This is a genomic window from Stieleria magnilauensis (assembly GCA_007753675.1).
In the GTDB taxonomy this organism is placed as follows: domain Bacteria; phylum Planctomycetota; class Planctomycetia; order Pirellulales; family Pirellulaceae; genus Stieleria; species Stieleria magnilauensis.
In genome coordinates this window covers 1085263-1101130 of the sequence record CP036432.1, presented here as the reverse complement: position 1 = coordinate 1101130, position 15868 = coordinate 1085263, and the positions used below count along the sequence as shown (strand labels likewise).

Genomic DNA, 15868 nt, shown 5'->3' with positions numbered 1-15868 from the left:
ATGAGACGTCGCCCGCATCAATCGGATGGGGCTTGGAAAAGCGATGGATTTGGCGCATTCCGGACATGCGCTATTGTCCCTTCATTCGCTACGACTGTATCGACTAAAAAAGCTTTGCGGCTTGAAGAATTTATACGCAAGTTCGCCACCGGCCTCTCGACAACCCATTTCAGTCACCCATTGCGGAGAGAGAAAAATGAGAATCAACCCAATTGGAAATTCGCAGCCCGCTCAATACAAGCGGCTCGATTCCCAGTCGACGGCACAGCAGAGTGAGACGTCATCGCCGACCCAGGCTTCGGCGGCTCAGTCTTCGGCGCCCTCGACCCCGATTCAACTTGATTCGATCCGCGATTTATCACAGGTCCTCAAGCAGTCAGCTGATGTGCGAGAGTCCGTGGTGGAAGCAGTCAAACTGAAAATACAAAGCGGCGAATACCTGACCAAAGAGGCTGCGGTCGATACGGCCAGGTCAATTCTCGACTTGTAATCTTGCGGGGGGTCCTCCTTCACACGCAAGAGCCACGGATGCACTCATTGTCACGGACGTTTCTTTGAATCCCTAATCCAGAGTTAGCAAGAGAAATGAGCTTAACAATAACCAACAACGTCGGCGCTCTGAATGCCCGCAACAATTTGAACCGATCTTCGAACGCGTTGAACAAGTCGATCGAACGACTGTCGACGGGTTTCAAAGTCAACCGGGGTGCAGACGGTCCTGCTGCTCTCGTGATTTCGGAGAAACAACGTGCTCAAATCGCCGGTCTTCGAACCGCCATCGACAACACCGAAAAGGCTGTCGCCGTCGTCCAAACCGCTGAAGGCGCTCTGAACGAGATCAACAGCATCCTGATCAAGGTCCGTTCGCTGGCACTCGATTCGGCAAACTCTGGCGTCAACGACGCCGACGCCTTCGCCGCCAACCAGGCGGAAATCGACAACGCCTTGGACACGATCAACCGGATCGCCGCCAACACCCAGTTCGGCGAGAAAACGTTGCTCGACGGAACCGCCGGTGTCACCGGTACCACTTCCGACACCGATGTCACGTTCCTCAAGGGCGGAAGCAACACCAGCGACGGAACCTACGCCGTCGCCATCACCGGCCAAGGTGAACGAGCCAACATCACCGCAGGGACCTCGCAAACCGGCAACCTGGCCGCCGACGAAGTCCTTTCGGTCAACGGCGTCAGCATCACCCTGAACTCGGGCCTGAGCCGAGCCGGCGTGGTCGCTCGAATCAACGAATTCACCGACCAAACCGGCGTCGTCGCCGAAGACATCTCCGGCGGAACCCGTCTGCGATCGATCGAATTCGGCTCCGAAGCAGAAATCGAAGTCGTTTCCGATACCGCTGCTGCGGGTACGTCGTCCGGTTTCGGTACGACCCTCGATACCGACCAAGGTGCCAACATCGCCGGTACCATCGACGGCGTTGCCGCTTCCGGTAAGGGCAACACCCTGACCAGCGTTTCCGGTTCGTCCAAAGGCACGGTCGTCCGCATCGGCGAATTGGCCACCAACGCCGTTCTGACCGAAACCGGTGCTCAGGGCAACGTTTCGATCCAGAACAACGCCCTGGTCTTCCAAATCGGTGCCAACCAAAACCAGACCGCTCAAATCTCGATCCAATCGGTCAACGCCGACGCCATGGGCGTTGCAGTGACCGGATCGAAGTTCAACAGCTTGAACGAAATCGACGTCACCTCCTTCGACAACGCTCAAGACGCGTTGAAGGTGATCGACGCATCGATCGACGAGCTGTCGAACATGCGAGGCGAACTGGGTGCGTTCCAGTCCAACACGCTCGAATCGATCGCCAACAACATGCGATCGACTCTGGAAAACACCGTCAACGCCGAATCGGTCATTCGTGACACGGACTTCGCCGAAGAAATCTCCAAATTCACCAACAATCAAATCTTGGTGCAAGCAGGAACTTCGGTGCTCTCCAGTGCCAACCAAACGTCGCAATCGGTTCTGTCACTGCTTCAGTAAGACAGACCAGACTGAGACTCACCGCCGAGTTTGGAAATCCACCCTTTCCACTCTCGGCGGCCCGCGTCAGCGTACTCTCCGCGCTCCCGCCGCCTGATCAAATCGGCGGCGCGACCGCGGTGGGTACGCTGATCTTTTTTAAGCAAAGTGAAACCTTAGCCGTCCTTCGGATTAGGCGTGGGGGTTTACCGTCGGTTCAAACTTTTGCGTGAACATCACGATGCAAGCGATCTAGGTTTCCGATGGAGCAATCTGGGGTGAGACCAGAACGGACTCGCGACGTGATCAACTTGGATGACTGAAACCCGTCAGGGTGCTGCGCTCTTGGGCTGCCATGTTCCGACGCGACCCGCAGCGTGAGAGCCCGCTTCCTGACGCTCGAAATGCCCACGCGGCAATACTTCGCCACGAGTTAATTGACGATGTTCACCATTGACGGGATCGTTTCTGGATTTGACACCAGCGGCATCATCGATAGCCTGCTCGGGTTCCAGCAACAACAAATCGATACGTTCAACTCGCGCAAAGCCGAGGTCGCCACCAAGCAGACTTCGTTTAAAGGCATCGAGGCGCAACTAGTCACGCTTCAGTCCTCGTTGACGCGTCTCAACCGAGCCACCAACTCGGTCTTTGACGCCCGGGTTGCCTCCAGCACCAACGAAGACGTCGTCACCGCGACGCCCGGCAGCGGTGCGATCGCCTCCAATTACCAAATCAGCGTCGAGCAACTCGCCACCGCCCACCAGGTCGCCTCGCAAGGCTTCTCCTCGACCACCGATCAAATCGCCAGCGGCGATATCACGTTCAAAGTCGGCGACCGAGCCGAACAGACGATCAATATCAACGCCAGCAACAATACGCTCAAAGGCTTCGTCAACACGATCAATGAGCAAGTCGAAGACATCAATGCGAGCATCGTGTTCGACCAAGCTGCCGGTTCCCACCGCATCCTGCTGTCTTCAAAACGCACCGGTGCAGTGAATTCCATCACCGTCAACAGCGCGCAAGATCCGCTGAGCGGTGTGCTGCCCGATTTTTCAGGCCCCGCCGTTCAACCCCCGCTCAACGCGATCGTCAAACTCGGCTCGGGTATCGGGGCGATCTCGGCCGAATACGACTCCAATACCGTCGATGGCCTGATCGAAAACGTCGCCCTGGAACTCAACAAGGCCGATCCCGGCGGTGTGATCAACATCAATATCGAAGCCGATACCGAATCGGCCAAGGAAGCAGTGCAAGGATTCGTCGATAACTTCAACACGATCATCGAATTCATCGACACTCAATCGCAATACAACCCCGATACCGAAGTCGGTAACCCACTGCTGGGCGATCGGTCGGCCAGCACCATCAAGAACAAATTGCTGACCATCGTCTCCGAAACGGTGCCCGATTCCGCCGTCGCGCGGCTCAGTGAAATCGGTGTCGATCTGGACCTGCAGGGGAAACTGGCCATCGATTCTGCAAAACTGGACCAGGCCCTCAAAGGCGAACTGGAAGGTATCGACGTCAAAGACATCCGAAATCTGTTCGGACTCAATGGCGTCTCCACCAGCTCCGGTGTCCGATTCCTCGGCGGCACCGGACGAACCGAGCCGTCTCAAACGCCCTACGAAGTCGACATCACACAAGCCGCCGAGCAGGCATTGGTCACCGCCACCAACGCCGCCGCAGCAAGCATCGTGGTCGATGGAACCAACAACAGTTTTGAAATCACCGTCGACAGTATCGTCAGCGAAACCCTGACACTGAATCCCGGAACCTACACCACCAGCGAATTGGCCGCCCACCTCGAATCGGTCATCAACAGTTCCTCCACCCTCGGCGTCCATCAAGTCGATGTCAGTGTCGGCAGTGACAACCGACTCAGTATCACGACCGAGGCTTACGGTTCCGCCGCCAACATCTCCAGCCTGAACGGCACCGCAGCCTCGATCCTCGGATTTACCGGCAGCGAAAACGATGCCGGCCAAAACGTTGCCGGTCGCTTTCTGGTCAATGGCGTCGAAGAAATCGCCAAAGGAACCGGACGAATACTCACCGGCGATCCCGACAACGAAAACACCGCCGACTTGCGGGTCGAAGTCACCCTCACGGCCGCCCAGATCAACTCCGGTAGCGAGGCCGAACTCACGGTGACGCAAGGCATCACCGGTCGCCTCAACGACTACATCCGCAGCGTCTTGGATGCCGAAACCGGACTGCTCAAGACAGTCAACGAAACCTTCGAATCCAGAATCGCGTCGATCGACAAGTCCATCGAACAGGTCGAAAAACTGACCGAATCCAAACGTGAATACCTGATCGCAGAATTCACGGCGCTGGAAAGCATCATCAACGAACTGCAGACCACCGGGAACTTCATTTCAACCCAATTAACGTCGCTGGGTAACTTCAGCAACAACAAAAAGTAACACTCCATACGGCAACTTCACACGGCATTTGTGCACAGGGGATAGTGAATGAATCTGCTCAAGACCTACCAACGAACGAGTATCAAACGTGGTTGGACACGCGTCGACTTATTGCTGATGCTTTACGATCGTGCGATCGGCGAAATCGAATCCTGCGAAATTGCCGCCGAAGCGGGCGACCAAACGCTGTATTGCAAGCACGAGTTGGCGCTGCGAAAAACCATCATGACGATTCACGCGGGACTCAAACCCGACGAAGACGAAGTCGCCTTCAACATCGCGCGTCTGCTGCATTTCGTGATGGTCCAGTTCGACGCCAAGGACTACGCAACCGGCAAGAAGCTCCTCGGTCAAATTCGCGATGGCTTTGCCCAAATCGCCGACCAAGCCAACGAGATGGAACGTCAAGGCACCATCCCCGCGCTCCCCGAAACCGACACCTTCGAATCGATCGCCTAATCGGGGCCTGTTGATTGAGCGAGTCGAGCGACGGCGTAGGGGAGTTCAATCAAATGCCAGTGTCGTCAGGAATCGTTGACCGAAACGGCCGTAGTCTTGACCGTCGACATCTCCGTCGCCGTCGCTGTCGAAAGCGGAATTAAATAACGGGTCGTTCTCCGATTTCAAAAACGTCAATCCGAAACGGCCATAGTCTTGGCCGTCGACGTCGCGGTCGCCGTCGCTATCTCCGTAGAGTGCAAAGAACCCGTCTGTTTCTGCGACCCCAAATTCAAACGTTCCGCCCGAAAGTTGATCACCGTCTCCATCGAGGATGACGGTGCTGCGACGGCGACGGACTTTCGTGGGATCGATCGTCAAGTCATAGTTGCCGTCGACCAACGCATGATTCGCGCCACGCGTCATCGCTCCGCTGAACGCAAGGGTGGCGACCGTATTTCCTTGGACCGTCGCAACCGTCACGCTGTGATCGACGGTTCCACCACCGGTGCCACGCTTTCTGACTTGAAATGCCCCCGGATCGACCTCAACGTAACCTTCGATTTCAACGTTGACCTCGGTCACGGTGGATCGTTGAGTGTCATCGGGACGGTTGTTCAAGACGACTCCACCAACTTGGGCGACGTCGAACAATTGCAGCGTATAGAAAAACGCTTCGTCCGTTCGAATTCCCCATTCGGTCCCGAGAGGATGGTCCTGGTACGTCCTCGACGAAAAGTCTCCGCTATAGCTCGGGGCGAAGAAGAGATCTGCAAAGGCTCCTACCTTGATTCCGCCACGGTAGACGACATCTACGATCAAATCTCTGCCGAACACGATCGGACTGGTGGAATGGAGGGTATCGAGCTGCCCTCCAGTGAACTTGGTCACCGGCCCCAATTTGATGGGGTCATCCGCATCGAGATACAGCTCATTGAATCGAAGCTCCAGATCACCATCAATCGTGATCTGTACCATCTGATTGATGCGAACATCGTTGATCTCCTTCAAGCGAATCACGGACGGAATCCCACCCTGCTCGACTTCGAACCGACCGTTGCCCAGCGGTAGATTCTCCGTCCTGTAGACTGCGTTGGTGGCTCCCGTGCCGATGATTTCAACATTTTGGCGGCTTTGCGGTATCCCGTTCACCCATTGCCCTTCGATCAGAATCCCACCGGGAAGGGAAAAGAAGCCGTCACGGAAATCAACGACGACGCGACTACGATAGGTTCCGTTGTCGAAGGCCCCCATTCGAATCGACAACGAGCGGGTCGTAGCCAAAGGAGTCGACGAGAAAATCTGCGTCGGCAAGGTAGAGCTGACCACCTGCAGGTCGCTACCGCTGAGTTCCACATACACGTCGCTGGATAGCGAATCAGGCAGAACGACCTCGACGTCCCCGCCGATCGCAATCTGGAAGTCCTCCACTTCACCGTCGGCGGCGTAGCCGGTGGGGTCGGTGATGGTCTCTGATGCGAGTCGGACTCGGGCCATGCGCCGGCCCGGTTGGACGTCCGCGGGAACGTTGTAATTCAACGTTTGCAGACCAGGGATCACGTCGGCACCGGTACGAATTCTCTCATCAGTTTCCCAAATCCCGTCGTCATCCCAGTCGATCCAGGCGGTGACTTTCCCGCTTGATGCGTTTTGTAGATCGATATTGAATCCGGCCATTTGCCCGGGTTCGATATCGCCGAATAAAACGCCGTCCTCATCGGGCCCGTCGCCGTCGGCGTTTGGCGACGGCATCCCATCGGTTTCGACATCGCGGGTCGCTCCCAGTCTGGGTCCCGTCGCCACGTGGTAGGCACCGCGGTCAGCGAGCAACGTCGGATAAGGCGCCGGGGCATCTCCAAAATCGGGCGCGTTGATGTTGCGATGCCAAACGAAGCCGTCGTCTCCCGCGGCCGCAGTCACAACGTCCAGATCACCGTCCTGATCCAGGTCGACGATGGCGATTGGATTCGGTGCATCGATCGACCGCACCAACACTTCGGTAAAGTTCTCAGCCCCATCGTTGCGATACCAAACGACTTGATCGTCATCAACAAGTGTCGCCGCCACATCGAAGTCACCGTCACCGTCCAGGTCACCGGTTTGGACGGTGCCGACCGGATTGCCCGCCGATCGAATCGTTCCGCCATTGAACCAAACGCCGGTCCCGCGATTCTCGAACCATTCGATCGTCCCGGTCGATGCTCCCGTCAGCAGATCAAGATCACCATCGCCATCGATGTCGGAAACGTCGAACGACACAAACGTACGATTGGCAACCCCGCCCACGCTGTCGATCCCAAAGCCTAACGCCCCCAGGTTTTCAAAGTAGACAATTCCCGTGGAATCGTTTGCCGTTTCGTCAGAGACAAAAATGTCCAGGTCTCCGTCGCCTTCAAAGTCGACGAGGGTCAGGTCGCGGGGCGTGTCCGCAATGAAACCAAACGTGCTCGTCGATCGGAAGTCAAAGTTCATGTCACCCCGGTTGGCAAACCAATACACGCTATCGTCGCGAGGTACCCCGAACGCGATGTCGATATCGCCGTCTCCATCAATGTCGCCAACGTCTAACGTGGTCACCCCGAATGATGAGAATCTGATGTTGATCGAACGAGCCACAAAAACTCCAGGGGAAGTATTCTCATACCAGGAAACGACTCGGTCGCCCGCGCCCTGTGCGATGACAATGTCCGTGTCACCGTCCCGGTCCAGGTCACTGACAACAATCTCGGTCGCGTTGACCTGGTCGATCACGTGCTGCTCAAATTGCTCCCCCCCGTCATTTTCGAAGTACAGCAACTGGTTCGTCGCGGGGGACGTTGCAATCAAATCCACGTCACCATCACCGTCCATGTCAGACGTTGTGAACGCTGCAATTTCCGGCGTTCCTGCCACTCCAATCAACTCGTGCGGCAACACCGCATCTGTCGCGGCAAGCCCGCCGATCGTCAGCGGATAGTCTTCTACCTCACCATCGGCCGCTTCGCCGATCACGCCGAGCCCTCCCACTGTGGACAATCGAAAGCGGGCGAACGACAACCCCGGTTTGGCATCGATGGGCACATCAAAATTCAAGGTACTGAAACCACTCACCAGCGATATGGAGGAGGCGATCTTTTCCGATCCGCCGTCCCACCGGCCGTTGCGGTTGAAGTCGATCCAGCCATCGAGCTTCGCCGGACCACCTTGAACGTTGACGATCAGCGATGCCCCGACTTGGCCGACGCGTAGGCTTCCGATCGTGACCCCGTCTTCATCAGGCCCGTCCGACTGCGCGACGACGGACGGAACTCCGTCCGCTTCGGTGTCACGAAAGAACCCGAGCGTTGGGCCGGTCGCGATGTGTCGGGCCCCATCGGCTGCCAACGTGGTCGGGTAGGGTGCCGGCGCGTCACCGAAGTCGCTGGCCAACAAATCTCGGCGTTCCAAAACCTCGCCGCGGAGTCGACGCCGTCGCGGGTGCACCCGATCGCGCGATCGCAACCGGATCGTACGTGCATGCTGATTCATCGTCTCCGCCGACTCACTTCCACGTCTCACTTCGCCGCCTATCGAACGCTGATGGCCGAATTTTAGCTCAACGCCGCAGCGTTTGCCGGCAAGCCACCGCAATCTGCCCCCGAAAATTCAATCCCGCTCAATCGAGCGTCGTCACTCTCCGACCACACGACGCAATTGACGGGGGAGTCATGCGCCTGCGGATCACACGATGGGCCACAAGAGATCAAGACGGCGACTGTATCAAAACGCTGATGACCTGCGGCCAGAGAATCAAAGAAGCGGGCGCCAGCCTGACGCCCGGAACCCACACGCAACGCCGCACCATCGGCACCGCACGTCAATCGTCTAAGCGTAAAGCAATTCGATTAAGTTCAACGAGTTTGATTTCAGTAGCGCCGCCCCCCGCCGCTCCGTGTGCAACACATCGTTCTACGGCGGATCAAAAGTGCGGTGCAGCTAGCACCTGGGCCTCAGGTCGACTCACTCCCACGGAAGCATGAACAGAATCGTGATGAAACACAGCGTCGCAACGAGTGCCCAGCGAGTGACCGTTGGCAAACTTGAAACCAACAAGGTGTCTTCCTGCAGTGGGGACGTCCACACCCAATGAATGCCTAACGCTAGACTGAGTGCAGCGACCGAGTTGATGACGAAGGGCAACATTCGAGTGTGCGGAAAGCGGTTGATCCACGAAAACGCGCCAATCGTGTGACCGAGGGTGAATTGAAGGCAAATAGCGAGGGCTAGTGTTCGCGGCAGCATCACAATCATGCCAACAAATGCTGACATATAGATTGCTAACCCTGCCATGAACACTGCAGGGCCTTGTCTAAGAAGAATCCGAAATGCTGGGGTACCTTCGAGAGCTTGTGAATAATCTCCGCCCCAGTAACCCACCGGCTGACCAATCAGTGTCACGGATCCATCGAGCACAGCCAATAGGACGGGGACAAGGCATAGCCCAATCACCCTTCGTTTCAGTTCCCGCACTACAACTCCTGGTTCATGGTTGAAACGAAACAGACGACAACTTTTGCGGCAATCCTCCCGGCAAATACGCGTACGCGACGCCTTCGCCGCTACTGTTCACGCAATGGCTCAGCGTTTCTAATCGTCAACGCGCACCCTCGCCGTCTTGCCAAACGGGTCACATTGTACTTCGATAACGTCCCCGACCGCCACGCGCCAAAGTGGCAATGGGGAGCCGGTCAGGACGACTTGGCCGCGACGCAATCGGCGGCCGTATTTCTCGAGGTGTTCTGCCAGGCTGACCACACTGGCCAGCGGGCCGCCCTCAAGCTCACTTCCCGCAGCCTCTCCGAGAAGCTCGCCGTTACGCAAGACTCGAACGGTTGCAGAGGAGAGAGCTTCGGCGTTCTCAAGCGGCGTCTCCTCGACGGGAAGCACAACTCCAGCGTGAATCGCATTGTTGGCAATCAATTCGGCCGCACGTCGATCGGGTAATCCACGGAAGACATAGTTGTGAAGCTCGATGACAACGAAGCCTGCCGCGAGGACCTCGGCATTCCGCCGCAACCATTGAGCAGACGGCACGTCGTCGGCCAATCGGACTGCGAACTCACCTTCGATCGCTAACCCATCAAACCTCGTCGCGTGGAGCGTGCCACCAGACGCGTGCAGTTCTGACTGCCAAACGTGACCGAAAACCGGACTGTCGAGACCGAGTTGGTTTTGCATCGTGCGACTGATGCAGCCGATCTTGTAGCCAGCCACTTGTTCACCGCGCTGCTCGCGAAGCCCTGCTACCTGGAACTGCAACGCGTAAGACTGTTCAACAGAAAGGAAAACTTCGGGATTCGCGAAAGAACTACCGGGACGTTGCCGGTCAAAGTCTTTAAGTTGCTCGGCTGCAAGCTGATCCACATTCATGACAACAATCGATTGAGTCGCAGAGACACCGGCGGTAATCGGGCCGCCGCCAAACAACGATGATTTCAGAATTCGCGTGATCGGCGGCTCCGGTTTATCACCTTGATCTGCCTATTTGGCATCGCCGCGTAACGTGACTCTCTCCAGAGGTGGCGGCGCAATGATGACTGCCACATATGGGAGCCCTTCTTCGATCTTCATCCGCTTTCCTTCTTTCCCAACAAGCAACCGCACGGGCCCAACGGCTCGACTACCTGGTTCATCCGGTAGCCTGATGTTCGCTTCGCCACCGCCTGGCGTAAAGCCTCCAACGCGAACCAACAAGCGACCGTTTTCCCGTTCAGGAATGTCTCCGCCAACAGGGCAAAAGGGGAGTTTGCCGTGAAGACGAACGCGATTGTCTACGAGATCGTCCGCAAGTAGCCCGTCACAAACAGGCACCCAGTTCGTGACAGCAAAGTATTCGGACTCGCCCAGTTGTTTGAGCTGCTCTGCAACCCAAGACTCAACGACGGGGCCGTCCTGCTTAGGAGTGTGAGGGGTGATGGGCACGATGACTTTGACGAACACTTGGTTGAACTGTTCACGCGCGCTCGACTCCGGTGTGGGGACCTGAGCGGGTAACTCGGTAGCAATGGCCGCGGCCATGGTGAAGGCCAGCAAACAAACGAAACCGGGACGCATCATTTTGGACCTCACGATGTGCCAGTTGTAGACAGAACGTTTGCGATCTATCCACGCATGCGAAGGAACAGGGATAGATCGACGCCATAACTTTGTCGGCCTTCCCTTGGGCCCGTGATCGGACTCGATTAGAACGGATCCTGCCAATGCGTGCCAGCGTTTTTGTCCCAGGCAAAATCGAGTTGGGTGGCGGGAGGCGGAACCGGCTCCGCCTCCCGCACCGCCGCGTTTTCTTATTCACTTGCCAGAGCAAGCAAATCGACATCCCGGAGGGATCACAGCGAGTAGCCGGAGGTCAGCGCAGCGTCACCCTACGATAAAAAAGCCCAGCGGGCTGACAGAGTGACTGCCGGGCCCGTCAGGGCCCGGTCCCCGATGCAACTTCCGCGCAGGCCTGGAAGGCCGACACAGTACGTTCGGATCTAACAGGTGCACCTCCAACCTCCAATGCCGCTCGACTCCCAAGGATCATCGCGTCGTGCGTTCGGTCGGTTTGGTCTTTCACTAAAAGACAAACACCGCGGACCACACGACGCGAGTGACGGGGGAGCCATACGCCTGCGAATCACTCAACGGTCCAGAAGAGATCAAGACGGCGACCGCACCAAAACGCTGACGACCTGCGGCCAGAGGATTCAAGAAGCTGGCGTCAGCCTTCCGACCCGGAGTCCCACGCAACGCCGCCCCACCGTGACCGCACGCCAACCGTCAAAGCGGAAAGCAATGCGATTGATTTCAACGTCCACCGTTTAGCGAGGCACCGCGAGCGAGCATGTGTCTTCAATTGACGCCAACTTTGTGACGGCGTGTGCGAGCGGATGGCTTGCGCGTCCGGCCACGACGACAGCACAGCCATCGGCGGACTTTGTCAATGTACTCAATCCGAAACGCCACGGGAAATCGAGGCCCCCATTTTCCGGTCGGGATGTCAGGCGTCGGTCGTCAGCGTGGGGATCGACAGGCGTCGGTTTGCCTCGTTCGGCCGAGGCGACCGCGCACCAAGAGTTATAAGAATCACGCAAAGTCGCGAAGCCGCAAAGGAGCGGGTTCAAATCTTTGCGGCTTGGCGACTTTGCGTGAGGTCTTTCCAGCAGCTACATCGGCGTACACTTCAAACCGTGACGTCATGAGCGAATCACAGGAAACAGAGGTCTGATGCAATCTGGTGGGCGTAATTCGAGCGCACCAATCGCAGTCGGGATGTCAGGCGTTGGACATTCACGAAATCGGCGGAGAAGAGATTTGTCCACGAATCACTCGAATGACACGAATCGTAGTGACTAGCGTGTCAGGCGTCGCCTAGCAGCGTGAACGATACGAATCACATGGTGACGGCATACGTTCTAAACTCAAGGACAAAGCTGATTCCGTCGCTCATGTGCATTCGCTGGTTCGTCCGTCCACTCAGACAGCCTGTTGTCCACTGAGCGGATGATGCCATAGGATGTGCAGGTTGCAAGTTGAGATCGAAAACACAGGGTGCATTAAGATGGATGCGTTTGAGTTTCACATCAAGGTCCCAATTCATCCCAGAGCGAAATTTGGGTTGAAAGCTATGCTCTTCGCGATACTTTTGCTCGCAGTCGGATTTGGTGCATTCAAATTGGGAAAAGAACGGGGCGGCAGTGAAGGCTACGCGAAAGGATACGACAATGGTTGGGCGGAATCACAGAACGCCAAGCTGGTCAAGCGGCACTATCGCGTTTCCGATTTGGTGTTGGCAGACGGACCAGAATCGATTGCAGACTTTGGGAAGCTGATTCAAAGCATCCAGCAATCTGTTGAACAAAACTCCTGGGACACAAATGGCGGACCCGCAGAGATCGCGCCATACCCGCAAAATCTGTCACTTGTAGTCAATCAAACGCAACGCGGTCACAACGCAATCGAGAAGTATCTTGATGAGCGTCGGGCAACACTGCGACTCCAGGCTCCGTGAAGCTAGTTTGGACGAACGACCGCGATCACCCAGTCGCGGCGAAAGATTTTCCATTGTCAAAAACGACGACTCCGTGACTTCGGTTCATCGCATGGTTCGCCCCTAAGCATTACTTCGCATCGGCTTGCTTTTGGGCAAGGATGGTAAAAACATTGTATCCCGCCGTCGGTATGTCGTCGCTAAATGAACCAAGATTATCGATTTCCCACCAAGGAGTAAGCTCGCCAATAAGTTGGCCACCCGTCATTTGAATCATCTTGATGTGCGCAAAGTGTCTTGAGGCGATTGGCCTATTCACAATTGCTTCGTCTGTCGGTTGCGAATCGCTGATCCACTCAAGCAGTCCGGCTAGGAACATTCTAGTGTCTGGTTTTCCTTCGCGTTCAACACGTGAAAGCACAACACCACAACCATAGAGGCCGCGTTTTAGCGGAAGGCTCCAGTATTGCCCTGCTCTCAGGTAAGCCGTTGACTTCGGTGTGAATGCTTTCATTCGATAGACGGGCGAACGGCGGTGGTCACCGCGTCGGCGCGATGGACCGGAACTCAAATACAAACTCGACTCGCCGACTGCGGTGCACCACTTGGTTCACGCGGATCGGCCACCACGACAGCTTGAGCCGTCATCGCTGGTTGCCAATGTACACGATTGAAATCACCGAGGGAAATCGCGTCTCCCAATCAGCAGCCAATGCGTCAGGCGTCGGTTGTCAGCGTTGGTATCGACAGGCGTCGGTTTGCCTCGTTCGGCCGAGACGACCGTGCACCAAGAAAGATAAGAATCACGCAAAGACGCGAAGCCGCAAAGTAGCGGGTTCAAATCTTTGCGGCTTGGCGACTTTGCGTGAGGCTCTTCCAGCAAGCGCGCCAGCGCTCCTATCGAACCGTGACATCAGGAGCGAACCCTAGGAAACAGAGGTCGAACTAAATCCGAGGGGCGCACTTCGAGCGCACCAATCGCAGCCTGAATTTCCGGTTTTGGACGATGCTGAGAACATCGCAGGAGAGGGAACCACGAAACACGCTGAACACACGAAAGAGAAATCGGCACTGCCGTCAGGCGTCGGTCAGCAGCGTGAACGACCGGGATCAACTGGCGGCGGCGGGTGACATCATCTCACAAAGAACCTTAACTCCGCCGCTCAGTTGCATCCCTTGGTTCTGTGGCTGACTGTTTCTCCCTGTACGGGTCTTCCGACGACAGTTCACCAGATGGCGTTTCGTAGTACAGTCGACCGTTGATCGAGTAGACGTTGGGTACGCCTAAACGTCTGCTTTCATCCTGGGCGTCCTCGACGGCAATTCCTCCGAGTCGGATGAGCTCGTCAACGGTAGCGTATGTCTTGGCAGTTAGCTTGGCCCGTCTAATCATCTTGCGATTGCACCGAGGTCATAAAAAGGGAGTGGAGCGTTGAGTCGCGAATCGTCAGATGGGAACGTGACCCTGCTGAAACATCCTGAATGCGACCACCTCCATTGTACAATACAACCCAATTGTCAGCCAATCCTCGATAGACTGTCCAGAAGTTATTGATACTTCGACCAAAACGGCGTCGAATATCATTTTCCGGAACATCGTGTCCGCCTTTGCGAACTCGCTCCGCCACTCGGGCGACGCAAACGTCTTCCGAGTCGACAAAAACAAATGCGATCGTGATCTCAAAGCCGCGTTGCCCTGCCTTGATCAGATTCCTGCGAAGGGATCGTCCTGATAATGTCGATTCAGCAACAAAGGATGTTCCACTTGCAAGGAATTCTCCTACACTTCGACTGAACTGTCGTCCTGCAGCAATCCTTGCAGATGCGGGGTCCGCGGGACAGATCGACACCGCGATTGCATCGGCTCCAATGTAGGGCACAGACAGAAACGCTGAGTATCGCATCGCGACCGTTGTCTTGCCGGATCCGTTCGGTCCACCGACGATCAATAAATGCGGCACGTCAGACAATCAACTCGCCTCTTAAACTTCGATGTTGTTTCCACAGAACGGTGCCCGTCACGGGGCCGGGAGTGTAAAGTCAACCATTGCCAAAACGCCCGCAAGCCCGGCTCCGGTGCACGGGGTGGTTCCCCGCCTCTCCATGCAGATCACCAGAACCCCGTTCGTTGAAACATTAGGCCAGCGTCAGCATCGAAGTAGTACGTTGCGCCACCGCCATCACCCTCGGATGGACTGTAATAGACGATAGCAGTCGCGGGACACGACCAGTTTAGTCCGTCAAATGCATGGTTGAATAGCTCAGGTGACACCGTTTGCCCCTCCTCCATGAAACCACCACGCTCGACGGCGGAATGCTCACCGTATTGCGTCCACAATCCGTCGAGATAGGCCTTAAAGTCGGTGGCGGATATGTCGTACCGTGCTCTGTAGCCATTGGCGTGCTTGTGCATCTCAATGTTCGATGCGGCGCGAGGCAAGTAGCGTTGCGATCGAAAGTCGGGGATTGCGTCAAACGAGTCGTAATGGAAGTGCCCGAAGCGGATGGAGTCCGCGACGAACATGACACCAGTACACGAGGGTATGAAAAGAACGATCGCCGCGATGGACGAAATCAGCAGTGTGTTGATGCGAGTCCATTTCCGTGGCGTTCGCGTGGCAGTCAGAAGTACGACCGCAAGCAGGAAAGCAACGCCCGTTATTTGAAACGGTAGGACAATGGGCCAAAGCATGAAGCGTATTCAATACTGCCATTCGGTCGGGGAACGTCCTGTGGTCACCGCGTCGGCGCGATGGACCGGAACTCAAAACAAACTTGACTCGCCGACTGCGGTGCACCACTTGGTTCACGCGTCCGGCCACGACGACAGTTTGAACCATCATCGCTGGGGGCCAATGTACTCGATTGGAATCGCCGATGGAAATTCGAGGTGTCTGGCTCAGACTTGTTTTCGCTGGACAGGTACGATGAAGCCCGGAGGGCTGGCACAGTGTTTGCCGGTGGTGTCAGCCACCGGTTTTTAGGGCAATGAAGTACAAAGGCCTGAAGGGCCGACACAATTGTTCTC

At 56.4% G+C, this 15868-nt stretch carries 12 protein-coding genes; 5 read left to right on the top strand and 7 right to left on the bottom strand.

Annotation, left to right across the window (positions count from 1 at the left end; all coding sequences use genetic code 11):
• The first annotated feature begins 196 nt into the window (after positions 1-196).
• The 4 genes from TBK1r_RS03995 (at position 197) to TBK1r_RS03980 (ending at position 4871) form a co-directional block, all read left to right on the top strand.
• On the top strand, positions 197-490 hold the full coding sequence (locus tag TBK1r_RS03995) for a flagellar biosynthesis anti-sigma factor FlgM (protein WP_145207636.1): 294 nt from the start codon (positions 197-199) through the stop codon (positions 488-490).
• 95 nt (positions 491-585) lie between these two features.
• On the top strand, positions 586-1998 hold the full coding sequence (locus tag TBK1r_RS03990) for a flagellin N-terminal helical domain-containing protein (RefSeq protein WP_145207635.1): 1413 nt from the start codon (positions 586-588) through the stop codon (positions 1996-1998).
• 422 nt (positions 1999-2420) lie between these two features.
• Positions 2421-4412: a flagellar filament capping protein FliD gene (gene fliD / locus TBK1r_RS03985; RefSeq protein ID WP_145207634.1), complete on the top strand. Its 1992-nt coding sequence runs from the start codon at positions 2421-2423 to the stop codon at positions 4410-4412.
• 48 nt (positions 4413-4460) lie between these two features.
• On the top strand, positions 4461-4871 hold the full coding sequence (locus TBK1r_RS03980; RefSeq protein ID WP_145207633.1) for a flagellar protein FliS: 411 nt from the start codon (positions 4461-4463) through the stop codon (positions 4869-4871).
• Between the two features lie 45 nt (positions 4872-4916).
• On the opposite strand, the gene TBK1r_RS03975 is transcribed toward TBK1r_RS03980, so the two are convergent.
• The 4 genes from TBK1r_RS03975 to TBK1r_RS03960 form a co-directional block, all read right to left on the bottom strand.
• Positions 4917-8357 carry an FG-GAP-like repeat-containing protein gene (locus TBK1r_RS03975; RefSeq protein WP_145207632.1) on the bottom strand — a complete coding sequence of 1147 codons (3441 nt, stop codon included), beginning with the start codon at positions 8355-8357 and terminating at the stop codon, positions 4917-4919.
• Between the two features lie 471 nt (positions 8358-8828).
• Positions 8829-9266 (bottom strand): hypothetical protein, encoded by a 438-nt coding sequence (locus tag TBK1r_RS03970; RefSeq protein ID WP_145207631.1) that lies wholly within the window; start codon positions 9264-9266, stop codon positions 8829-8831.
• 189 nt (positions 9267-9455) lie between these two features.
• Positions 9456-10238, bottom strand: coding sequence for a 2-keto-4-pentenoate hydratase (locus tag TBK1r_RS03965; protein WP_145207630.1), 783 nt, complete (start codon positions 10236-10238; stop codon positions 9456-9458).
• 111 nt (positions 10239-10349) lie between these two features.
• Complete coding sequence (locus TBK1r_RS03960; RefSeq protein ID WP_145207629.1) at positions 10350-10925, bottom strand: hypothetical protein; 576 nt, start codon at positions 10923-10925, stop codon at positions 10350-10352.
• A 1450-nt stretch (positions 10926-12375) separates the two neighbouring features.
• Here TBK1r_RS03960 and TBK1r_RS03955 point away from each other — a divergent pair.
• Complete coding sequence (locus tag TBK1r_RS03955) at positions 12376-12861, top strand: hypothetical protein (protein ID WP_145207628.1); 486 nt, start codon at positions 12376-12378, stop codon at positions 12859-12861.
• Between the two features lie 109 nt (positions 12862-12970).
• Here TBK1r_RS03955 and TBK1r_RS03950 read toward each other — a convergent pair whose 3' ends face one another.
• The 3 genes from TBK1r_RS03950 to TBK1r_RS03940 all read right to left on the bottom strand — a co-directional run bounded on the left by TBK1r_RS03950 (position 12971) and on the right by TBK1r_RS03940 (position 15532).
• The gene (locus TBK1r_RS03950; RefSeq protein ID WP_145207627.1) at positions 12971-13354 is read right to left on the bottom strand and encodes a hypothetical protein; all 384 of its coding nucleotides are present in this window, start codon (positions 13352-13354) and stop codon (positions 12971-12973) included.
• 871 nt (positions 13355-14225) lie between these two features.
• Positions 14226-14801 carry an ATPase gene (locus TBK1r_RS03945; RefSeq protein WP_419581520.1) on the bottom strand — a complete coding sequence of 192 codons (576 nt, stop codon included), beginning with the start codon at positions 14799-14801 and terminating at the stop codon, positions 14226-14228.
• Between the two features lie 149 nt (positions 14802-14950).
• Positions 14951-15532, bottom strand: coding sequence for a hypothetical protein (locus TBK1r_RS03940; RefSeq protein WP_419580945.1), 582 nt, complete (start codon positions 15530-15532; stop codon positions 14951-14953).
• Between the last annotated feature and the right edge of the window lie 336 nt (positions 15533-15868).